Origin of the sequence: Citrobacter sp. Cf116 (assembly GCF_030336505.1) — a bacterium.
GTDB classification, from domain to species: domain Bacteria; phylum Pseudomonadota; class Gammaproteobacteria; order Enterobacterales; family Enterobacteriaceae; genus Citrobacter; species Citrobacter freundii.
This window is the reverse complement of sequence record NZ_JAOWEQ010000037.1, coordinates 164879-185268: the sequence shown is the minus strand read 5'-3', so window position 1 is coordinate 185268 and position 20390 is coordinate 164879. Positions and strand designations below refer to the sequence as shown.

Below are 20390 nucleotides of genomic sequence, written 5' to 3'. Positions count from 1 at the left end.
GCCAGTCAGCGCCATTTTAAGGCCGCGTAGTATAGCGGTTCGCGCCCTTATAAGAAAGGTTTAACGTCACCGACGCCTTCACGCAACACCACCGGAGAATCGTCGGTTAAATCAATGACCGTGGTCGGCTGCTGGCCGAGATATCCGCCGTGGATAATTAAATCCACCTGTTTTTCCAGGCGGTCTTTAATTTCTTCCGGATCTGACTCGGTAAATTCACTACCCGGCAGCATCAGTGACGTGGAGAGCATCGGCTCGCCCAGCGCTTCAAGCAGCGCCAGTGCTATCGGGTTTGAGGGTACACGCAGGCCGATGGTCTTACGTTTTTCTTGCAACAAGCGGCGCGGAACCTCTTTCGTCCCCTTCAGGATGAAGGTGTAGTTGCCCGGCGTGTTGTTTTTAATTAAACGGAAGGCCACGTTGTCGACAAACGAATAGGTCGACAGTTCAGACAGGTCACGGCACATCAGCGTAAAGTTGTGCCCGTCCGGCAGGTGACGGATGCGGCAAATGCGCTCCATTGCGCCTTTATCTTCAATTTTGCAGCCCAACGCATAACCGGAATCGGTTGGATAGACGATCACCCCACCTTTACGCACGATTTCAACGGCCTGATTGATCAGCCGCTGCTGCGGGTTTTCGGGATGAATATAAAAAAACTGGCTCATACTTTCCTCTCTGTGATCTCGGGCTGCTCCCAAAGTTGCCAGACGCCTTCTACGCCTGCGGGCAACCAAAGTTTACGACCCAACTCAATCCATGGGCAGGGTAGATGAAAATCAGACCCTTGCGATGCCCACAATTGATGCTGACGCGCAAGCGTCGCCAGATGGGTGCGTTCATTGGGAGACTGCTGACACTGCGCTACTTCCATCGCGTCGCCGCGATGTTCAGCAAAATGTGCAACCAGTCTTTTCAGCCACTTAGCGCTAAGATCGTACCGCCCAGGATGAGCCAGAACAGCCTTACCGCCAGAATGATGAATGACATCAATAGCTTGTTCTATTGTACACCACTGTGGCGGAACGTAACCGGTTTTCCCACGGGCAAGATATTTTTTAAAGACATCCGCCATGGTTGTGGCTTTGCCACATTCCACCAGGAAACGCGCAAAATGGCCCCGCGTAACCGCCCCGCCATCAGCCAGGCGCAACGCCCCTTCCCACGCGCCGGGGATATGCGCTTTGTCGAGTCGTTCGGCAATCAGGCGCGCACGCTGCTGACGACGTTCCGTTTGTTGCGCCAGAAAATCGCACATCATGGGATGGGTGATATCAATATTCAGACCCACTATATGGATCTCATGGTTTTCCCAGACAGTTGATATCTCGACACCAGGGATCAAATTTAACGCTAATCCCGAACGTGAAATTTCTTCTCTTGCCGCCGCAATGCCCGCCGTGGTGTCATGATCGGTGATCGCCAGTGTACCGACTCGCATCTCTACCGCACGGTGTACTAAGGCTTCTGGGGTTAATCGCCCATCGGAGGCTGTAGTATGACTATGCAGGTCATAAATCACTGCGTAATTCGTGTCGCTCAAGGCGGCTCCCGTTTCAATAAATGTCGTAACACGCCCATCATAGCGGTTTCGGCAAATATACTGAAATCAGGTGTTGACTTTATCCCGCCGAACTAGTTAACTAGTACGCAAGTTCACATGAAGAAGGTATCTGAAATGAAAGCAACATTTTTTCTGCACGGTTGGTGGCGCACTTCCTGATTTCGGGCAGTGTCTTACGTCTGCAATTTGCAACCAGATACCCGGCCCGCCTAATGAGCGGGCTTTTTTTTGAACAAAATTAATGAGAATAACGATGCAAACACAAAAACCGATACTCGAACTGCTTGCCTGCGATGCCGCCTACCGTGAGAATCCGACATCGCTGTTTCATCAGGTGTGTGGCGCACGTCCGGCAACGCTGCTGCTGGAATCTGCAGATATCGACAGCAAAGACGATCTGAAGAGCTTGCTGCTAGTCGACAGCGCATTGCGCATTACCGCTCTCGGTGACACTGTCACTATTCAGGCGTTATCCACAAACGGCGCATCGCTGCTGCCCTTGCTGGATGCTGCCCTGCCCGCTGGCGTTGAGAATGAAAAACAGCCGAATGGTCGTCATCTGCGATTCCCTGCCGTCAGCCCTCTGTTGGATGAAGACGCCCGTTTATGTTCTCTTTCCGTATTTGATGCTTTTCGCTTACTGCAGGGGCTGGTGAATGTTCCTGTGCAAGAACGTGAAGCGATGTTCTTCGGCGGTCTGTTTTCCTACGACCTGGTTGCCGGTTTTGAAGATTTACCTCAGCTTGAAGCGGGCAACCGTTGTCCTGACTACTGCTTCTATCTGGCAGAAACGCTGATGGTTATCGACCACCAGAAAAAAAGCACCCGAATTCAGGCCAGTGTTTTTACCCCCAATGATGCGGAGAAACAGCGTCTTAACGCCCGTCTGGCGCAGCTGAGCCAACAGCTTACCGAGCCTGCGCCGCCGCTGCCCGTTACTGAAGTCCCGCAGATGCGCTGCGAATGCAATCAGAGCGATGAAGAGTTTGGCGCCGTGGTGCGTGGGATGCAAAAAGCGATTCGCGCGGGCGAAATTTTCCAGGTGGTTCCGTCCCGCCGTTTCTCGCTGCCCTGCCCGTCACCGCTGGCAGCCTACTATGTGCTGAAGAAAAGTAACCCCAGCCCATACATGTTTTTCATGCAGGACAACGATTTTACGCTGTTTGGCGCCTCCCCGGAAAGCTCGCTGAAATACGATGCCACCAGCCGCCAGATTGAGATCTACCCGATTGCCGGCACTCGTCCGCGCGGTCGTCGTGCGGACGGTTCGCTTGACCGCGACCTTGACAGCCGTATCGAGCTGGAAATGCGTACCGACCATAAAGAGCTTTCTGAGCACCTGATGCTGGTTGACCTTGCACGTAACGACCTGGCGCGCATCTGTACGCCTGGCAGCCGCTATGTTGCTGACCTCACCAAAGTCGATCGTTACTCCTTCGTTATGCACCTGGTTTCACGCGTGGTCGGCGAGCTGCGTAACGATCTGGATGTGCTGCACGCTTACCGCGCCTGTATGAATATGGGCACGTTAAGCGGAGCGCCAAAAGTTCGCGCTATGCAGCTTATCGCCGAGGCAGAAGGTCGTCGCCGTGGCAGCTACGGCGGCGCGGTAGGTTACTTCACGGCTCATGGCGATCTGGATACCTGTATTGTCATTCGTTCCGCCCTCGTGGAAGACGGTATTGCCACCGTACAAGCCGGTGCCGGGATTGTTCTGGATTCTGTACCGCAGTCTGAAGCCGATGAAACCCGTAATAAAGCGCGCGCGGTTCTGCGTGCTATCGCCACCGCGCACCACGCACAGGAGACCTTCTAATGGCTGACATTCTGCTGCTCGATAATATCGACTCTTTTACCTATAACCTGGCGGATCAGCTGCGTACTAATGGTCACAACGTGGTGATTTACCGCAACCATATTCCGGCCCAGACGTTGATTGACCGCTTAGCAACGATGAAAAATCCTGTGCTGATGCTCTCTCCAGGCCCAGGTGCGCCAAGCGAAGCAGGTTGCATGCCGGAGCTGTTAACCCGTCTGCGAGGCAAGCTGCCAATCATCGGCATTTGTCTGGGACATCAGGCCATTGTTGAGGCCTATGGTGGATATGTGGGCCAGGCTGGAGAAATCCTGCACGGCAAAGCGTCCAGCATTGAACACGACGGTCAGGCAATGTTTGCTGGTCTGGCTAATCCGCTGCCGGTGGCACGCTATCATTCGCTGGTTGGCAGCAACGTTCCGGCAGGATTAACCATTAACGCCCACTTTAACGGCATGGTGATGGCGGTGCGTCACGATACCGATCGCGTCTGCGGCTTCCAGTTCCATCCGGAATCCATTCTGACCACCCAGGGCGCGCGTTTGCTGGAACAAACGCTGGCCTGGGCGCAACAGAAGCTTGAACAAACCAATACGTTGCAACCAATTCTGGAGAAACTGTACCAGGCGCAGACGCTGTCCCAGCAGGAAAGCCACCAGCTGTTCTCCGCCGTGGTCCGCGGTGAACTGAAGCCGGAACAACTGGCTGCGGCGCTGGTGAGCATGAAAATTCGTGGTGAACACCCGAATGAAATTGCCGGTGCGGCAACCGCGCTACTGGAAAACGCCGCTCCGTTCCCGCGTCCTGATTATCTGTTTGCCGATATTGTCGGTACCGGCGGCGACGGCAGCAACAGCATCAATATTTCTACCGCGAGCGCCTTTGTTGCAGCGGCTTGCGGACTGAAAGTTGCCAAACACGGCAACCGCAGCGTCTCCAGCAAGTCAGGCTCTTCGGATCTGTTAGCGGCATTTGGCATCAATCTGGATATGAACGCCGACAAATCCCGTCAGGCGCTTGACGATCTCGGCGTGTGCTTTCTGTTTGCGCCGAAATACCACACCGGTTTTCGCCATGCCATGCCGGTACGCCAGCAGTTGAAAACCCGCACGCTGTTTAACGTGCTCGGCCCGTTGATTAACCCGGCACATCCGCCGCTGGCGCTGATCGGCGTTTACAGCCCGGAGCTGGTGCTGCCGATTGCCGAAACGCTGCGCGTGCTCGGATATCAGCGGGCAGCCGTAGTGCACAGTGGTGGCATGGACGAAGTTTCGCTGCATGCACCGACCATTGTGGCAGAGCTGCACGATGGGGAAATCAAGAGTTATCAACTGACGGCAGAAGACTTTGGCCTGACGCCTTACCACCAGGAACAGCTGGCTGGCGGCACGCCGGAAGAAAACCGTGACATTCTTAGTCGCTTGTTACAAGGTAAAGGTGAAGCCGCTCATGAAGCCGCTGTTGCCGCGAATGTCGCCATGTTAATGCGCTTGCACGGTGAAGAAGATTTGAAAGCCAATGCGCAAACCGTGATTAATGTACTGCGCAGCGGTGCGGCCTATGACCGTGTCACTGCACTGGCAGCAAGAGGGTAAATGATGCAAACCGTTTTAGCGAAAATTGTCGCAGACAAGGCGATTTGGGTAGAAGCCCGCAAACAGCAACAACCGCTGGGCAGCTTTCAAAATGATGTTCAACCCAGCTCTCGTGATTTCTACGATGCGCTGCAAGGTGCGCGCACCGCCTTTATTCTGGAATGTAAAAAAGCATCTCCGTCAAAAGGCGTGATCCGTGATGACTTCGATCCGGCACAGATTGCGGGCGTATATAAACATTATGCTTCCGCGATTTCCGTACTGACCGATGAGAAATATTTCCAGGGCAGTTTTGATTTCCTGTCTATCGTCAGCCGCATCGCGCCGCAACCTGTTCTGTGTAAGGACTTTATTATCGATCCTTACCAGATTTACCTGGCGCGTTTCTACCAGGCGGACGCCTGTTTGTTGATGCTGTCGGTCCTCGATGATGAACAATATCGTCAACTCGCCGCCGTCGCCCACAGCCTGAAAATGGGCGTACTGACCGAAGTCAGCAACGAAGAAGAGCTGGAGCGTGCTATCGCACTGGGCGCCAAAGTCGTTGGTATCAACAACCGCGATTTACGCGACTTGTCGATTGATTTGAATCGCACCCGCCAGCTTGCGCCGCGACTGGGCCACGGTGTGACCGTCATCAGCGAGTCCGGGATCAATACCTATGGTCAGGTGCGCGAGCTCAGCCACTTCGCCAACGGTTTTCTGATTGGTTCCGCGCTGATGTCGCATGATGATCTGCACGCCGCCGTGCGTCGCGTACTGCTCGGCGAGAATAAAGTCTGCGGTTTAACCCGGGCTCAGGATGCCAACGCGGCGTATAAATCCGGCGCGATTTATGGCGGACTGATTTTTGTACCCACATCGCCACGCGCGGTTAGCGTTGAGCAAGCGCGAGAGGTCATGACCGGCGCGCCGCTGCAATATGTCGGGGTGTTTCGCAACACAGATATTATCGACGTACGTGAAACAGTAGCTGCTCTGGGACTCACGGCCGTGCAACTGCATGGTAGCGAAGATCAGGCCTACGTAGACACGCTACGCAATGCGCTACCCGCACAGGTACAAATCTGGAAGGCGCTCAGCGTCAGCGATAAGTTGTCAGCCCGGGATTATCAGCATGTCGATAAATACGTATTCGACAACGGTCAGGGCGGCAGCGGGCAACGCTTCGACTGGTCACTTTTAGGCGGACAATCGCTGGATAACGTATTACTGGCTGGCGGACTGGGCGCAGATAACTGCGTTGACGCGGCAAAAACCGGCTGTGCCGGTCTCGATTTCAATTCTGGCGTAGAGTCACAGCCGGGCATCAAAGATGCACGTCTTCTGGCTTCGGTCTTTCAGACGCTGCGCGCATATTAAGGAAAAGGACATGACAACATTACTCAATCCGTATTTTGGTGAATTTGGCGGTATGTATGTGCCACAGATTCTGATGCCTGCCCTGCGCCAGCTGGAAGAAGCTTTTGTCAGCGCGCAAAAAGATCCTGAATTTCAGGCGCAGTTTACAGACCTGCTGAAAAACTATGCGGGTCGCCCAACCGCACTGACCAAGTGCCAGAACATTACTCAAGGCACCAACACGACGCTGTATCTCAAGCGTGAAGATTTACTGCACGGCGGCGCGCACAAAACCAACCAGGTGCTGGGCCAGGCGTTGCTGGCGAAGCGCATGGGTAAAACGGAAATTATCGCCGAAACAGGCGCGGGGCAGCACGGTGTTGCATCTGCTCTCGCCAGCGCACTGCTGGGGTTGAAATGCCGTATTTACATGGGCGCGAAAGATGTTGAACGTCAGTCGCCGAACGTTTTCCGTATGCGTTTGATGGGTGCAGAAGTTATCCCCGTTCACAGCGGTTCCGCAACGCTGAAAGATGCTTGTAACGAAGCGCTGCGCGACTGGTCTGGCAGCTACGATTCTGCGCACTATATGCTCGGTACAGCGGCAGGTCCGCACCCCTTCCCGACTATTGTGCGTGAGTTCCAGCGGATGATCGGTGAAGAAACCAAGGCGCAGATTCTGGAAAAAGAAGGTCGTCTGCCGGACGCCGTTATCGCCTGCGTGGGTGGCGGTTCTAACGCCATCGGTATGTTCGCCGATTTTATTAATGAAACCAGCGTCGGTTTGATTGGCGTAGAGCCAGGCGGTCACGGGATTGAGTCTGGAGAACACGGCGCGCCGTTGAAACATGGTCGTGTCGGGATTTACTTCGGCATGAAGTCCCCGATGATGCAGACCGAAGAAGGACAGATTGAAGAGTCTTACTCTGTTTCCGCCGGGCTCGATTTCCCGTCGGTCGGGCCACAGCATGCGTACCTGAACAGCATTGGTCGCGCCGATTATGTTTCAATAACCGATGATGAAGCACTGGAAGCCTTCAAAACGCTGTGTCTGCACGAGGGGATTATTCCGGCACTGGAGTCCTCCCATGCCCTGGCGCACGCGTTGAAAATGATGCGTGAAAATCCGGAAAAAGAGCAGTTACTGGTGGTTAATCTCTCCGGTCGCGGCGACAAAGACATTTTCACCGTACACGATATTCTGAAAGCGCGAGGGGAAATCTGATGGAACGTTACGAAAACCTGTTTGCACAGCTGAAGGACCGCAAAGAAGGTGCTTTTGTCCCCTTCGTAACCCTGGGCGATCCGTCTGTTGAACAGTCACTGAAAATCATTGATACGCTGATTGAAGCCGGTGCCGACGCGCTTGAGCTCGGCATTCCGTTCTCCGATCCGCTGGCCGATGGCCCAACCATTCAGGAAGCCACCCTGCGTGCGTTTGCCGCCGGCGTCACACCATCGCAATGCTTTGAAATGCTGGCGCTGATTCGCCAGAAGCATCCGACGATTCCCATTGGGTTGCTGATGTATGCCAACCTGGTCTTCAGCAAGGGCATTGACGAGTTTTACGCCCAGTGCGAAAAAGTGGGTGTGGATTCTGTGTTGGTAGCCGATGTCCCTGTTGAGGAGTCTGCGCCATTCAGAACTGCTGCACTGCGTCACAACATCGCACCGATTTTCATCTGCCCGCCGAACGCTGATGAAGAACTGCTACGCCAGATTGCCTCTTACGGTCGCGGCTACACTTATCTGCTTTCACGTGCAGGCGTGACCGGTGCCGAAAATCGTGCGGCATTACCGCTGCATCATTTGGTTGAAAAGCTGAAACAATATGATGCTCCGCCTTCTTTACAGGGCTTCGGTATCTCTGCGCCTGAACAGGTAGCCGGAGCTATTGAAGCCGGTGCTGCCGGTGCAATTTCCGGCTCGGCAATTGTGAAAATCATTGAGAAAAATGTTGCGGCACCGGAACAGATGCTGGCTGAGCTGAAAGCGTTTGTCAGCACGATGAAAGCCGCCACCCACCAGTAAGTTAAATCAACCGCCAGAGACGTCTGGCGGTTTCACCCTTCTTTCGTGTGCTTCATTCTATACATAGCGCTATCCGCATTCTGAATGGCCACATCCAGTTCACCGTTCACCTCTGCAATTCCCCACGATACTGACAATGGCACGGTATGCCCATCCACCACAAACACATGACTGGTCACCTGCCCGCTAATACGTTGCGCGATTGCTATGGCGTCAGTTGCCTGCGATCGAAACAGCAGGATCATAAATTCATCCCCGCCGGTACGAATCACAATATCGTGGCTGGTGCGGGTGTTTGACAGCATCCTGTTGGCGATAATTTGCAACGCGCGATCGCCTGCCGCGTGGCCCCAGGTATCATTGACGGCCTTAAATTTATTGCAGTCCAGTAGCACCACCGAACAGTGTGATAAATCCCGACGCTTGATAATGTCGAGTATTCGGCGGTTAAAACAGCCGGTCAGAGTATCGATATAAACCTTGAGGTCGCTTTCGTTTAGCCATGACTTTAACGAGAAGCTAATGATGATGAAAAAGAACGGCGCCAGCAGGATAACAATCCCGGCATGTGTATCGCGCGCCATAAAACGGCCTAATGAAAGCGAATAGTGCAGCGCATATTTCTCCGAAAAATTGCGCACCAAATAGCTGGATTGCCCCGCACATTTGCCGGATAAGCAGAGGCTCTCTTTGTTGGTCAGATTCACTAACTCCACGTTCAATCCGGGAAGGATTTGATTATCAAACGCCTCGGCTAACGCTTCCCGCAGCTCAGGCTTCGAATGATCATAGACCAGATAGGCAACGATTTGGTCTGATATCTCCTTACCCGACAGATCGTAGATATAGCTCACTACGCTGTAGGCTTTTTCACCGGTAATTTTATCGGTATAGAAGTTTGTTGAACTGAGAGCTTTATTTTTGACGTTTTTTTGCAACAACCGGGTATAGAAATCGGTGGGCGGATAGAAAAAATGCGTTATATCCATCGCCATTTCGGAGTCAGAAAAACTGAAATTGCGCGAGTCAGAAGCCATAAACCAATAAAAATAATCTGCATTGCTGGCGATAATGTAACGGTGCGCATCGAAGCTGCCTGGATTTAGCTCATTAACCATTCCGCGAATGAACTCCGCCGCAGTATACATACACAGCGCATTATGGCTGGGTTGCTGGGCAATAATCGTCCCCGTTGCAGAATGAACCCGCTTTGGGTCGGCGTTAATTCCCCATTCATCTTTGTTTCGCGGAACAAACTGCGCCATAACACCACACTGTTCGCCGGTTTTGATGTGGTAATAACGCTCGCCAATCGCATCGGCAATCAGTTCATTATCGTTAAAAATGTCCAACATGTGAGCTTGCAGGCGGCTAACGCCTTCACTGGCGGCCGCCATACGCTGTTCATAAATGATAAACAGAAACAACGAGGTAAAAATCAACGTAATGAGCCCGGATACCAGCAGAGCCTGCCTGTTTCTGAGCTTATCCTGCACAATCTTCACGAGTCCACCCTGATAGTTAACAGTATTGCCAAATCGGTTACCCGTTTATGTTGTTGCATAACAGCGTTGTACGTTGATTGAGAATGTTTGCCACTCCGAAGCAGGTACGTTGATGTAGCCCGCAATCGCGCGCTTAGGTTACAGATTTATACAATAAAAGCGCATATTTGTTAACATAAACGCAAACTAATCATCACCTTCGATAGGATACCCTGCCCGCCGGATGGCCTCGCGGCAGTCGTTTACGCCTGCGGCATAGCCCGCCTCAATCTCACAAACCGGACTTGCGCTGCAATAAGGTAGTGTAACCGGAGTCGCAATAAGTTTCTCCAGCGCCTCAATTTTATCCATGTAAAGCAATAATTCACGTGCAACACTCACGGCAAACGCTGCCGTTTGATCCTCGTAGAACGGTTCCAGAAGTGTGATTTTTTGCTGTAGCAGATGGCGGGTCAACATCATCAGCAATACCCTCAAAGTTGGTTTGCTTAAAGAGTAGCACTACATCAAAGGGGAGAAAGGCAGGATGTTTTCCCCAGAATTTTTTAAATGAAGAACGAGGGGAATTTTTCCTGGCTGCTAACCACGGGCAGGTATGCCCGGAATCTATACAGTTCAGTCGTTTTGGTTGTGCAACCATTAATGAAGTTGACTTCAAAAAGTCCCTTGCGAGACACTGAAGTAAAGCATGCCAAATATGGGTGAACTTGTTGAGACATCTGTTGATTAAATTAGTTATGTTAAGCGTTGGATTTTTAAGCGCTGGGGACATACTGGCAAATACTCCGGAACAGGTAATCACCGCTTTCCAGAGGGATTATAAATATTGGAATGACCAGTCATTTCAGAGAAATCAGAACTACGGAAAGCAAGAAGTTATGCTCCTGGCCCAGAAGGGTTGGAATGAGCTTTTGAATAAATATACAAAACCTGGTTTTCAGGGCGAGCCTATAGCTTTTGGTTCTGAGTCTAGTCATGATCCTGAGCAAGAGAACATCATATCGGTTCAGATTTCTGAAAAAGTAGCGACCGTGACGACCAGATTATCGAGGCAGTATTATTCACCTATTTATGAATATCAATTGTCCAAAGAGAATGATACCTGGTACCTATCTCAGATATTTTTAGTTGATGATGATGGAAAATATCCGAGTTTGTAATAAATAGTGCACTCATTACAACTTTATGAGTTAAAAAAATCTGCCATAATGACAGATTTCTTTAATCTATCATTAGAGATTTGCAACGTTATGATATACTTTTTGAACATCATCGTCATCTTCAAGAGCATCAACAAGCCCTGCAAAGACTTCTAAATCTTCTGGTGAAAGTTCAATTTCTGATTGAGCAATCATCTCTAATTCTGTAGTTGAGAACTCAGTAATTCCTGCTGCTTTTAGAGCTGCAATGCCTTTATGAAGATCTGTAGATTCAGTATAAATAACGATGTTTCCTTCTTCCTCGGTTACATCACGAACATCTACTTCAGCATTAAGCAGAATTTCAAAAATATGGTCAGGGTCTGTCCCTTCAAATACAATTACTCCGGTATTGTCAAACATATAGCTGACAGAACCCGCCGCTCCGATATTCCCGCCTTTTTTATTAAAAATTGAGCGGACATTAGCAATCGTACGGTTAACGTTTGAAGTCAATGTTTCAGCGATAATCAGTGAGCCACTGGGACCAAAGCCTTCATAACGCCCTTGCACGAACGTTTCATCGCTGCCGCCTTTGGCTTTATCAATGGCTTTATCAATAACGTGTTTTGGAACCTGAGCTTGTTTCGCACGTTCAATAACGAATTTTAAAGATGTATTTAATTCTGGGTCTGGTTCGCCTTGTTTAGCAGCAGCATAAATTTCTACACCGAATTTTGCATATACATTAGACGTTGCACCGTCTTTAGCTGTTTTTTTAGCAACAATATTTGCCCACTTACGTCCCACTGGAATGATCTCCTCGAAAATTCATTTACATTATTGAATGGTAAATAATCTGCCATCACATTATATCATGATGTATAAACCTTAGTCCATGAAAAATAAAATATCCAAATTTTACGATATGTTACTTTAATTTTATCAATAGTTAACATTTTGGATAAGTTATCCCCTGATTATCTGCAGGTTCTTTTTTGTACGTAATAAATGAGCCGCAGTAATAATGCATAAGAGAATAGAAACAAAAGCGATATTCCAGATAAACACACTGGATATTAAAGTTACCGCGGTACTGCTTAAAGAGAGCGCTACAAGTCATCTTGCACTGCGCCTTATTTGATAGTGTGTTCGTTTAGTACCGGGACAAGATACTTAGCCTATATTTACTCCACCACTCCAACAAAGGGAAATGCTAAATGGGTGGAGCGGTACAACCAGCATCTCTGACTGATGTATTCAGAAGCACACGTGACTCAGTTGACTACGGCTGGTCAAAATAACGATACGCGTGGAAAAGAATGGAAAAAACTGGTCATTTGATGACCAGTTTTGCAGAGGAGTTTTGCAGAAGAACTTAAAAACGATAACCCGCAGAGAACATAAACACCCACGGATCGAGGCGTACACTGTCGCGCTGCTGGACGCCACCCATTTTATAGCTTGCGGTGGTGTCGATATCCATGTACCAGACCGACATGTTAATCAGCCAGTCGCGGTTAATCAGATAGTCCATACCGACTTGCCCTGCTGCACCCCAGGAATCTTTCAGACTCAGGTCCGATAATCCTGTTTCTTTACCGTTATCGTTAAAGCCTTCATCGAAGAAGGTCGTGTAGTTCACACCAACACCTACGTACGGACGCAGTTTACTGCTGGAGTCACCGAAGTACCACTGTGCCATTAACGTCGGCGGCAAATGATGTACGGTGGCAATATCACCCGTTGCTGCAGTGCCAATTTTATGGCGGAACGGCGTAGCCGCCAGTAATTCAACACCGATATTGTCGGTTGCCATGTAGGTAAATGTCAGACCCAACTGCGTGTTATTGCTGACATCAAAGCCACCCAAGCTGCCCAGCGTACCACCTGCACCTTCCGTCGGTCTGACGGTGGCAGAACCTGCACGAATAAAGAACTCTCCAGCTTCATGCGCAAATGCGTTACCAGAGAGAAGAGTTGTTAAAGCCAATGCTGCAACTGTTAATTTTTTCATGTCCGCTCCATCGTTATGGTTATAAAAGCGGAATGAATATACCTACTTTGGAGTAATAAATGATCTAACATGGATCACATTGACTTTGATAATTTAACATTTATTGATCCAGATTAAGCTAGAACTTGCATTCAAAATCCTGGTTAAATTAATTCAGATCAATTTTGATATATTTTCAATGTGCAAGTACCTCCAGCTCATTGCTGATGGGTGATGGGTGATGGTTATCCGCACGCGATGCGCAGATAACAAACAGCGTTCATGCACGACGCTGAAGTCATAGCCAAAAATTACCGCAGCTTTACAAAGATATGCTTTTCCATACATCGCGCGATGCTGCCACTGTAGAGTTATCCAGGGTACAATTGCCCGCAAATGAACACCTGCAAAACTCAAGGAGAGTGCATGTCTATCACGGCGAAATCCGTTTACCGTGACACGGGAAACTTTTTCCGTAATCAATTCATTACCATCTTGCTGGTATCGTTGTTGTGCGCGTTTATCACAGTGGTGTTAGGGCATGCCTTTTCCCCCACTGACGCACAAATTGCGCAACTCAGTGAAGGCGATCAGTTAACCAGCAGCGTGGGGTTGTTCGATCTGGTGCAAAACATGACCCCGGAGCAACAGCAAATTTTGCTACGCGCTTCCGCGGCGTCTACGTTTTCCGGTCTGATTGGTAATGCCATCCTCGCCGGTGGTGTCATCCTGATGATTCAGCTGATTTCAGCAGGTCATCGGGTCAGCGCATTACGTGCCATCGGCGCCAGTGCGCCAGTGTTGCCAAAGCTGTTTATTCTGATTTTTTTGACTACTCTGCTGGTGCAAATCGGTATTATGCTGGTTGTTGTTCCCGGTATTCTGCTGGCCATCCTGCTGGCACTCGCACCTGTGATGTTGGTACAGGACAAAATGGGTGTCTTTGCCGCGATGCGCAACAGTATGCGTCTGGCGTGGTCGAATATGCGACTGGTTGCGCCGGCAGTAATCGGTTGGTTGCTGGCAAAAACGCTGCTGTTGCTTTTTGCGCCAAGTTTTGCAGTACTTACGCCGAATGTAGGCGCGGTATTGGCGAATACGCTGAGCAATATGATCTCCGCGGTGTTGCTGATCTATTTGTTCCGCCTGTACATGCTGATTCGCCAATAAACCCTGAACGCATTCCGGGCTTGTACCCGGAGCTTTTGATGACGGAATCGAAGAATGAAGCAGTTTCTTGATTTTTTACCGCTAGTTGTCTTTTTTGCTTTTTATAAGCTTTACGACATCTATGCGGCGACCTCGGCGCTGATTGTCGCGACGGCTGTAGTGTTGATTTACAGCTGGGTTCGCTATCGCAAGGTCGAGAAGATGGCGTTAATCACCTTTGTCCTGGTGGCCGTATTTGGTGGCCTGACTATTTTTTTCCACAACGATGAATTCATTAAGTGGAAAGTAACGGTGATTTACGGGCTGTTTGCTGGTGCATTGCTGGTAAGCCAGTGGGTGATGAAAAAGCCGCTGATCCAGCGCATGTTAGGTAAAGAACTGACCCTGCCGCAGCCAGTGTGGTCGAAACTAAATTTAGCCTGGGCAGTCTTTTTCATCCTGTGTGGTCTGGCGAATATCTATATTGCATTTTGGCTACCGCAGAACATTTGGGTCAACTTCAAAGTGTTCGGCCTGACCGCCCTGACTTTATTCTTTACGCTGCTGAGTGGGGTCTATATTTACCGTCATCTGCCGCAAGAAGATAAATCGTAATACATGCTCGCCAGATCTGCGGATCTGGCGAATTTTTATCCCCTCGCGTTCCATAGAGCTGACAACCTGACTTACATCTGCTCTGCATGCCGCATCCCCTCTGTTCTCGACGCACAAATTCTAGTAGCATCGCGCCTGTAATCTTTCTCTATAGTCGGTTCTACAATGACAACAACGAATAACACTCCCCAGGGTGAACTGGTTTTACGCACTCTGGCCATGCCTGCCGATACCAACGCGAACGGTGATATTTTTGGCGGCTGGCTGATGTCACAAATGGATATAGGTGGCGCGATTCAGGCCAAAGAGATCGCACATGGTCGTGTGGTAACTGTGCGGGTTGAAGGAATGAGCTTTTTGCGCCCGGTCGCCGTAGGTGATGTAGTGTGCTGCTATGCTCGCTGTGTGAAACGCGGGACAACCTCAATCAGCATCAATATTGAAGTTTGGGTGAAGAAAGTCGCTTCTGAACCTATTGGTCAGCGTTATAAGGCCACCGAAGCTCTGTTTATCTACGTTGCCGTTGATAAAGACGGGAAACCGCGTCCAATCCCCACGTTGGCCTGATAGCACACGCCAGTAATGCTATCCGGCAATCATCACTCTTGATCATTGCCGGACGGCCAGATACTTACTCGATCTGCGTTGTACCGTTTAATTTGAAAACAATATTCACCACAAGTCCGGAACCGGGTTTACCTGCTTCATAACGCCATCTACGCATCGCGTTTTTCACTTCACGCTCAAACATATTGGCAGGCTGCGCAGACAGGATCTCCACATTTTCAACCCGACCATCCGGCGTTACGTTAAATTTGACCTTTACCCGCCCTTCAATGCGCAGCGCCTGAGCTCGCGCCGGATACTGAGGCTGATTACGGCTTAAAGCACGTGGACCCGATGGCGCACTGACTACCGGTTTGCTGGTAGTTGCCGGCGCGGTATTGGTCATTGTTCGCGTAGGTGCCGTATTTTCCAGCGGGGAGGCCGGGCGCGGTTCTGCTGGTTTAACATCGCGTTTCGGCTGCTCTTCCACCTTTTTCACCGGTTTTGGCTTCGGTTTAGGCTTAGGCTTCGGTTTTTCAATCACCACCGGTGCCTCTTTTGGTGGCTCTGGAATCGGCTCTGGTTCCGGTTCAGGCTCGACAACGGGTTCCGGCGGCGGCTGAACGGCCTGAGGTGGTTCGAGATCGGCAGGCGCGACCATCGTGACAGAGATCGGCTGCGCTGGCGCAGGCAGTTCAATAACCTGATGTACCGAGGTATACAGCAAACCAGCCACTACGGCACCATGAATGCCGACAGACAGTAACGTTGGCCAGGGAAAGCGACGAGGTAAATCAAGGGTCATTGAAGTCATAATCGTTTCAGTAAAAAAACCAGGCCCTGATTTTAAATGCAAATAGCAATCATATTCAATAAGCCCGTGGCGGTAACTGACATTTAGAACGCGATTTTATGATAAAAAACCACTTTCAGAGTATGGCCTTAACATATCAGTTATCTTTCCGTTGCAGTTGTTAGGCCTTTCCAATAACGTTATTAACGACTTTTACCGTTCAAGGAGTTCTACCCGTGCTGTATGTTATTTACGCCCAAGATATCGCAGACTCTCTCGAAAAACGTCTTTCCGTGCGCCCTGCTCATCTGGCTCGCCTGCAACTCCTTCATGACGAAGGTCGTTTGCTCACGGCGGGCCCCATGCCAGCGGTCGATAGTAACGATCCCGGTGCGGCGGGTTTTACCGGCTCGACGGTGATTGCCGAATTTGAATCTTTGGAGGCGGCACAGGCGTGGGCGGAAGCCGATCCGTATGTTGCAGCGGGCGTTTATGCTCAGGTTTCAGTAAAACCTTACAAAAAAGTATTTTGACAAAACAAAAAGCCATTTTCATTTATAAAAATACTGAGCAGTAAGCAAAATACATAGCCAGTGAGGGCGCATTTAGGTGCACATTAGTCTAAACGCCCTCACTTCTCGTCTCTTTGCATTAATTCAGCATATCAAAGCAATGATAAGTACCCTTTTAAAAGGTAGCAACGACCGTATATTAGCGTTTCATTGATTGTTTCTTACTCAACCCCAGTGTATTTTATTACCTGTCGAGATTAATTTGTCACAATGCAGACAGGCTGTGTTGTCACGATATACGGGATTTTAGTCAATTATGGCTTTTGATTCGTTCCGTCCCGCCTCTCCCACTCCTAAATCATTCCGCCATGATATCAATGGCCTGCGAGCATGGGCTGTATTAGCGGTCGTATTTTATCACTTTGGCGTACCCGGATTTAGCGGTGGTTTTATCGGTGTTGATGTTTTTTTTGTTATATCAGGTTTCCTGATGACCGCCATCATCGTAAACGGCCTTGAACGTGGTAATTTTTCATTATGGGGTTTCTATCTGGCACGTGCCAGACGAATTATTCCTGCCTTAATTGCATTATGTAGCACATTACTTTTCTTAGGTTGGTTTTGGTTGCCTACCGCTGATTATCATGTGCTGGCAATCAATGCCATAACAGCGCTTACTTTCGTTTCCAATCTAAAATTTTGGCGCGAAGCGGGTTATTTCGATATCACTTCCAGAGAAAATTGGTTGCTGCACTCATGGTCTCTTTCAGTGGAGTGGCAATTTTACATTTTGCTGCCTGTTGGCTGCATTTTACTCTGGCGCTGGTTTGGCAAGCAGGGTGTTAAGTTTGCACTTATCGCCGCAGGCGTACTGTCATTAGCACTATCAATTTACGTGAGCCCTCGACTCCCAGGTAGTGCATTTTATTTACTCCCCACCCGCATTTGGGAATTATTAGCTGGAGGAGCTGTATGGTGGATAACTCGTCAGCATTCTATGTCGCAGCGCCCAGCCCGAATACTAGAGTTGATGGGTTTTATTTTAATTGCCCTGTCAGTCACATTCCTGGATGCGACACGACCATGGCCGGGAAGTTATGCCGTGGTTCCTGTGCTGGGGACCATGCTGGTTCTTGCGGCTAATCGCCAGCAGTCTTTTTTTACCTCTACGGCAATTTTTCGACAGATAGGTGCCAGTTCTTACTCAATTTATTTGTGGCACTGGCCGCTGGCGGTACTGCTCAGTTATGCCGACAAACAGCACGACGCCTGGTGGATTGCTACTGGCATCGTAATGAGTGTGCTTTTGGGAAAGATCTCTTTATTGCTCGTGGAGATTCCGACACGCAAACAGCTTGCAATAACCCCTGCACGCAAACAGAGCTGGGTATTATTACTGTTGATTTTGAGCACTGGTGGAATGGCTGCAGGGGCTCGTTATCAGCAAGTCGACGGCAGAATTAACCCGGCAATTGAATTAGCGATGATCCCGAAACTTGATTACGCATCCCGATTTGAAAAATGCCTGCTCGCGCCGGGTAAAGGAAGCGAGTCTCCGATGTGCAGGTATGGCAAGGGAGAGTTAACAGCCATTGTCCTGGGAGACAGCCATGCAAGCATGCTGGTTTCAGCTGTCGCAGAGGCTGCTCCCGGTGAGGTTATTGAGATGACCTATGCGAGCTGTCCGACCGTGTTAGGCATGAAACGAAGAGAGGATATTAATAATGACTGTAAACTATTTAATGATCGAGCTATTAATTTACTAAATAATGAATATAAAAATAAACTCGTCTTTATCGCTAACAGAAGCAGCCTCGCTATCCTGGGACAAAATGAAAAGGACGATTTTTTTAATATTCCTATGGGATTTTTTGATACGCCGATCGAACACCCCAATCAGAATTTAACACAACAGTTTAGCCAGCAACTCGTAAAAACTCTGTGTTCCATAGAGAATAGTCAGAGGGTATTTCTGGTCCGCCCTATTCCTGAAATGGCAATCGATGTGCCTAATACAATGGCCAGGGCACTGATGTTTGGGAAGTCAGACAATAAAGTATCTATTTCGCTCGATGAATATTACCATCGACAAACAGCCATTTGGGCAGCACAGGATGAGGCTGCCCTACGCTGCGGCGTCAATATTCTCAATCCGTTACCCTATCTTTGCAAGGATGGGCGGTGTTGGGGAGATGCAGCTGGACGTCCACTTTACTCAGACAGTAACCATCTGAGCGCATTTGGCAGTACTCTTTTGCTCCCCATGTTTCAACGCGCATTTAAACAAGCAGAACATACCGAGGCGACTAGCGCCCTGCAGCGTTGACGCTTGACCAAAATATGGGGTCACATCCATTCGGATACCAATATTCACCCAAGTAAAAAGCCGCTTAACATGAACTGTCCAACTTTATGGGGTCAGTCCAGATAGCGGCTTTGGTTGTTACTTTTTCTCGTCAGTGTAGCGACGGGCGTTGTCAAAAAGATTTGTACACATAATGACTTTCCTCAAAAGACAATAAACTAACAGAATAGGATAACGGGTAATACCTGACCACATTATTATGTACCACGCACTCCAAAATAGAGTTATCGTTTTGATAATAAAAAGAAAAGTATAATTAGCGAGAAATTTACGCCGCCGTTTTTTCAACAGTTCTTCCTTGCAACAAAGGCGCTTTATTCATTACGTCCGGGATGCACCCGGTTTTAACAATCACACCAGGATTACCAACAACGACAGAAAAAGGCGGGATACTTTCGGTAACAAACGCCCCAGCAGCAATTTTACTCCCTTGCCCAATGATAACCCCACCGACGATGACAGCATTTGGACCAATCCAAACTTCATCTTCAATAATGGGGTAAGCTGTAATGCGGGTTCCTTGTCCCTGAATAGTATCTCGCTGACCGATGGTTACACCATGAAATAAGGTAACGTTTTTTCCAATTCTTGCACTCGGCGATATCACTATCCCCCAGCCATGAGTGATAGCCAACCCGGCACCAACCTGCGTGCTCGATGGAAAATCCATTGAACCCATATGTGCAGCACACCGATGCAATATCTTAAATGGATAGAGCATGATACGCAGCGGTGTGCGCGAAACCGCACAGTATTGGCATATACGCATCATCACAATGATACGGAATGTTCTGCTAATTACTGTGCCAATTATTAGTTTACTCCATGAGAAATAACCAAATTCACGGTGGGTATCGGCTTTAATGTTGTCGAATGCCATCATACTGTCTCGTTGTTTAATCGTTAAAATGTATCAATTCTTACTGAAATAAAACATATTTTCTTGTCAGCAGCATTTTTCTTTTCAAGTAGATACGGTACCTGAAAGATGACAATAATATAAATAATAAAATGGTTATCTCTTACCTGGACCAAAAGCGATCATGATAGTCAGGCAAGTATTTAAGAATCAGAACGAGAAAACAGACATTGGGCACCGCCAGCGGTGCCCTTTTGGGATCAGATGCTGTGGATCGCAAACAGCAACGAGTTGCGTTGATGGTTGAGAATGCACTTTCTGATAGTGTGGATACGCATATTACGACGCGATTGTCCTTCAAGCCAACGTGCTTTACGGCGGCTAGCCTGACGCAGCATCCGCCAGCGTCCCACTTCCGTTCTACTACGCTTCATGTTTACTACTCTTTCAGTCACTGAGTGGCCATTATAACGCCACACCGAATGCAGACCAGCGGTTTTCCCGTGTTTTTATTTGCCAGATTAATCCTGATGCGTAAACTCTTAACAATACGCTTTCAAAAGG

The 20390-nt window shown here is 49.2% G+C and carries 21 protein-coding genes, 1 pseudogene and 1 other annotated feature; of the genes and pseudogenes, 13 read left to right on the top strand and 9 right to left on the bottom strand.

The genetic code is table 11. The features are described 5' to 3' along the window. Nucleotides 1-47 precede the first annotated feature (47 nt). Together OGV74_RS10285 and rnm are read right to left on the bottom strand one after the other, a co-directional pair. A complete protein-coding gene (locus OGV74_RS10285; protein ID WP_003020628.1) occupies nt 48-668 on the bottom strand; it encodes an L-threonylcarbamoyladenylate synthase in 621 nt (206 codons plus the stop codon). Beyond that, nucleotides 665-1543 (bottom strand): RNase RNM, encoded by an 879-nt coding sequence (gene rnm, locus OGV74_RS10280; RefSeq protein WP_086504134.1) that lies wholly within the window; start codon nt 1541-1543, stop codon nt 665-667. The genes OGV74_RS10285 and rnm overlap by 4 nt, the downstream gene beginning before the upstream one ends. A gap of 135 nt (nt 1544-1678) precedes the next feature. Here rnm and trpL point away from each other — a divergent pair, with 135 nt between their 5' ends. The 6 genes from trpL (at nt 1679) to trpA (ending at nt 8347) form a co-directional block, all read left to right on the top strand. Further along, on the top strand, nt 1679-1723 hold the full coding sequence (gene trpL / locus OGV74_RS10275) for a trp operon leader peptide (protein ID WP_191229385.1): 45 nt from the start codon (nt 1679-1681) through the stop codon (nt 1721-1723). Continuing rightward, nucleotides 1700-1794: a sequence feature (Trp leader region), on the top strand. (Overlaps the previous gene by 24 nt.) 23 nt (nt 1795-1817) lie before the next feature. Then, nucleotides 1818-3380: an anthranilate synthase component 1 gene (locus OGV74_RS10270; RefSeq protein ID WP_086504135.1), complete on the top strand. Its 1563-nt coding sequence runs from the start codon at nt 1818-1820 to the stop codon at nt 3378-3380. After that, a complete protein-coding gene (gene trpD / locus OGV74_RS10265; RefSeq protein ID WP_003020639.1) occupies nt 3380-4975 on the top strand; it encodes a bifunctional anthranilate synthase glutamate amidotransferase component TrpG/anthranilate phosphoribosyltransferase TrpD in 1596 nt (531 codons plus the stop codon). Before OGV74_RS10270 ends, trpD begins: the two co-directional genes overlap by 1 nt. Before the next feature lie 3 nt (nt 4976-4978). Next, nucleotides 4979-6337 (top strand): bifunctional indole-3-glycerol-phosphate synthase TrpC/phosphoribosylanthranilate isomerase TrpF, encoded by a 1359-nt coding sequence (gene trpCF / locus OGV74_RS10260; protein WP_086504959.1) that lies wholly within the window; start codon nt 4979-4981, stop codon nt 6335-6337. Nucleotides 6338-6347: 10 nt separating this feature from the next. After that, complete coding sequence (trpB, locus tag OGV74_RS10255; RefSeq protein ID WP_086504136.1) at nt 6348-7541, top strand: tryptophan synthase subunit beta; 1194 nt, start codon at nt 6348-6350, stop codon at nt 7539-7541. Then, a complete protein-coding gene (trpA, locus tag OGV74_RS10250) occupies nt 7541-8347 on the top strand; it encodes a tryptophan synthase subunit alpha (RefSeq protein WP_003020647.1) in 807 nt (268 codons plus the stop codon). The genes trpB and trpA overlap by 1 nt, the downstream gene beginning before the upstream one ends. Before the next feature lie 32 nt (nt 8348-8379). Here the strand turns inward: trpA and OGV74_RS10245 are convergent, their stop codons facing one another. Both OGV74_RS10245 and OGV74_RS10240 read right to left on the bottom strand, forming a co-directional pair. After that, nucleotides 8380-9852 (bottom strand): GGDEF domain-containing protein, encoded by a 1473-nt coding sequence (locus OGV74_RS10245; protein ID WP_286520753.1) that lies wholly within the window; start codon nt 9850-9852, stop codon nt 8380-8382. Between the two features lie 186 nt (nt 9853-10038). Beyond that, the gene (locus OGV74_RS10240) at nt 10039-10314 is read right to left on the bottom strand and encodes a hypothetical protein (RefSeq protein ID WP_048232137.1); all 276 of its coding nucleotides are present in this window, start codon (nt 10312-10314) and stop codon (nt 10039-10041) included. A 260-nt stretch (nt 10315-10574) separates the two neighbouring features. Here OGV74_RS10240 and OGV74_RS10235 point away from each other — a divergent pair, with 260 nt between their 5' ends. After that, nucleotides 10575-11012: a hypothetical protein gene (locus tag OGV74_RS10235; protein WP_226794989.1), complete on the top strand. Its 438-nt coding sequence runs from the start codon at nt 10575-10577 to the stop codon at nt 11010-11012. A gap of 72 nt (nt 11013-11084) precedes the next feature. On the opposite strand, the gene OGV74_RS10230 is transcribed toward OGV74_RS10235, so the two are convergent. Both OGV74_RS10230 and ompW read right to left on the bottom strand, forming a co-directional pair. After that, the gene (locus OGV74_RS10230; protein WP_003020658.1) at nt 11085-11801 is read right to left on the bottom strand and encodes a YebC/PmpR family DNA-binding transcriptional regulator; all 717 of its coding nucleotides are present in this window, start codon (nt 11799-11801) and stop codon (nt 11085-11087) included. Nucleotides 11802-12369: 568 nt separating this feature from the next. Beyond that, entirely contained in the window at nt 12370-13008 is a 639-nt protein-coding gene (ompW, locus tag OGV74_RS10225; RefSeq protein WP_003833354.1) for an outer membrane protein OmpW, read from the bottom strand. A 290-nt stretch (nt 13009-13298) separates the two neighbouring features. Here ompW and OGV74_RS10220 point away from each other — a divergent pair. The 4 genes and pseudogenes from OGV74_RS10220 to yciA all read left to right on the top strand — a co-directional run. Next, nucleotides 13299-13385 (top strand): annotated as a pseudogene (locus OGV74_RS10220) (YkgJ family cysteine cluster protein); the annotation flags it as partial. 28 nt (nt 13386-13413) lie between these two features. Further along, a complete protein-coding gene (locus OGV74_RS10215; protein WP_003020663.1) occupies nt 13414-14157 on the top strand; it encodes a YciC family protein in 744 nt (247 codons plus the stop codon). 54 nt (nt 14158-14211) lie between these two features. Further along, a complete protein-coding gene (locus tag OGV74_RS10210; RefSeq protein WP_003020667.1) occupies nt 14212-14751 on the top strand; it encodes a septation protein A in 540 nt (179 codons plus the stop codon). Between the two features lie 165 nt (nt 14752-14916). Then, the gene (gene yciA, locus OGV74_RS10205) at nt 14917-15318 is read left to right on the top strand and encodes an acyl-CoA thioester hydrolase YciA (protein ID WP_003020670.1); all 402 of its coding nucleotides are present in this window, start codon (nt 14917-14919) and stop codon (nt 15316-15318) included. A 64-nt stretch (nt 15319-15382) separates the two neighbouring features. On the opposite strand, the gene tonB is transcribed toward yciA, so the two are convergent. Beyond that, nucleotides 15383-16111, bottom strand: coding sequence for a TonB system transport protein TonB (gene tonB, locus OGV74_RS10200; protein ID WP_168150127.1), 729 nt, complete (start codon nt 16109-16111; stop codon nt 15383-15385). A 215-nt stretch (nt 16112-16326) separates the two neighbouring features. Here tonB and OGV74_RS10195 point away from each other — a divergent pair, with 215 nt between their 5' ends. Together OGV74_RS10195 and OGV74_RS10190 are read left to right on the top strand one after the other, a co-directional pair. Then, on the top strand, nt 16327-16623 hold the full coding sequence (locus OGV74_RS10195; RefSeq protein WP_003020675.1) for a YciI family protein: 297 nt from the start codon (nt 16327-16329) through the stop codon (nt 16621-16623). Nucleotides 16624-16918: 295 nt separating this feature from the next. Continuing rightward, nucleotides 16919-18928, top strand: coding sequence for an acyltransferase family protein (locus OGV74_RS10190; RefSeq protein ID WP_086504138.1), 2010 nt, complete (start codon nt 16919-16921; stop codon nt 18926-18928). A 307-nt stretch (nt 18929-19235) separates the two neighbouring features. On the opposite strand, the gene OGV74_RS10185 is transcribed toward OGV74_RS10190, so the two are convergent. Both OGV74_RS10185 and OGV74_RS10180 read right to left on the bottom strand, forming a co-directional pair. Further along, nucleotides 19236-19850: a serine acetyltransferase gene (locus OGV74_RS10185; protein ID WP_008322523.1), complete on the bottom strand. Its 615-nt coding sequence runs from the start codon at nt 19848-19850 to the stop codon at nt 19236-19238. Between the two features lie 236 nt (nt 19851-20086). Continuing rightward, nucleotides 20087-20260 (bottom strand): YciY family protein, encoded by a 174-nt coding sequence (locus OGV74_RS10180; RefSeq protein ID WP_003020684.1) that lies wholly within the window; start codon nt 20258-20260, stop codon nt 20087-20089. Between the last annotated feature and the right edge of the window lie 130 nt (nt 20261-20390).

Excerpts from the sequence above, each read along its gene's own strand:
- OGV74_RS10180 (WP_003020684.1), bottom strand. The coding sequence starts at position 20,260 with ATGAAGCGTAGTAGAACGGAAGTGGGACGCTGGCGGATGCTGCGTCAG.
- trpA (WP_003020647.1), top strand. The coding sequence starts at position 7,541 with ATGGAACGTTACGAAAACCTGTTTGCACAGCTGAAGGACCGCAAAGAA.
- ompW (WP_003833354.1), bottom strand. The coding sequence starts at position 13,008 with ATGAAAAAATTAACAGTTGCAGCATTGGCTTTAACAACTCTTCTCTCT.
- OGV74_RS10210 (WP_003020667.1), top strand. The coding sequence starts at position 14,212 with ATGAAGCAGTTTCTTGATTTTTTACCGCTAGTTGTCTTTTTTGCTTTT.
- tonB (WP_168150127.1), bottom strand. The coding sequence starts at position 16,111 with ATGACTTCAATGACCCTTGATTTACCTCGTCGCTTTCCCTGGCCAACG.
- yciA (WP_003020670.1), top strand. The coding sequence starts at position 14,917 with ATGACAACAACGAATAACACTCCCCAGGGTGAACTGGTTTTACGCACT.
- OGV74_RS10185 (WP_008322523.1), bottom strand. The coding sequence starts at position 19,850 with ATGATGGCATTCGACAACATTAAAGCCGATACCCACCGTGAATTTGGT.
- trpD (WP_003020639.1), top strand. The coding sequence starts at position 3,380 with ATGGCTGACATTCTGCTGCTCGATAATATCGACTCTTTTACCTATAAC.
- OGV74_RS10285 (WP_003020628.1), bottom strand. The coding sequence starts at position 668 with ATGAGCCAGTTTTTTTATATTCATCCCGAAAACCCGCAGCAGCGGCTG.
- OGV74_RS10215 (WP_003020663.1), top strand. The coding sequence starts at position 13,414 with ATGTCTATCACGGCGAAATCCGTTTACCGTGACACGGGAAACTTTTTC.
- OGV74_RS10240 (WP_048232137.1), bottom strand. The coding sequence starts at position 10,314 with ATGATGTTGACCCGCCATCTGCTACAGCAAAAAATCACACTTCTGGAA.
- trpB (WP_086504136.1), top strand. The coding sequence starts at position 6,348 with ATGACAACATTACTCAATCCGTATTTTGGTGAATTTGGCGGTATGTAT.
- OGV74_RS10190 (WP_086504138.1), top strand. The coding sequence starts at position 16,919 with ATGGCTTTTGATTCGTTCCGTCCCGCCTCTCCCACTCCTAAATCATTC.
- OGV74_RS10270 (WP_086504135.1), top strand. The coding sequence starts at position 1,818 with ATGCAAACACAAAAACCGATACTCGAACTGCTTGCCTGCGATGCCGCC.
- trpCF (WP_086504959.1), top strand. The coding sequence starts at position 4,979 with ATGCAAACCGTTTTAGCGAAAATTGTCGCAGACAAGGCGATTTGGGTA.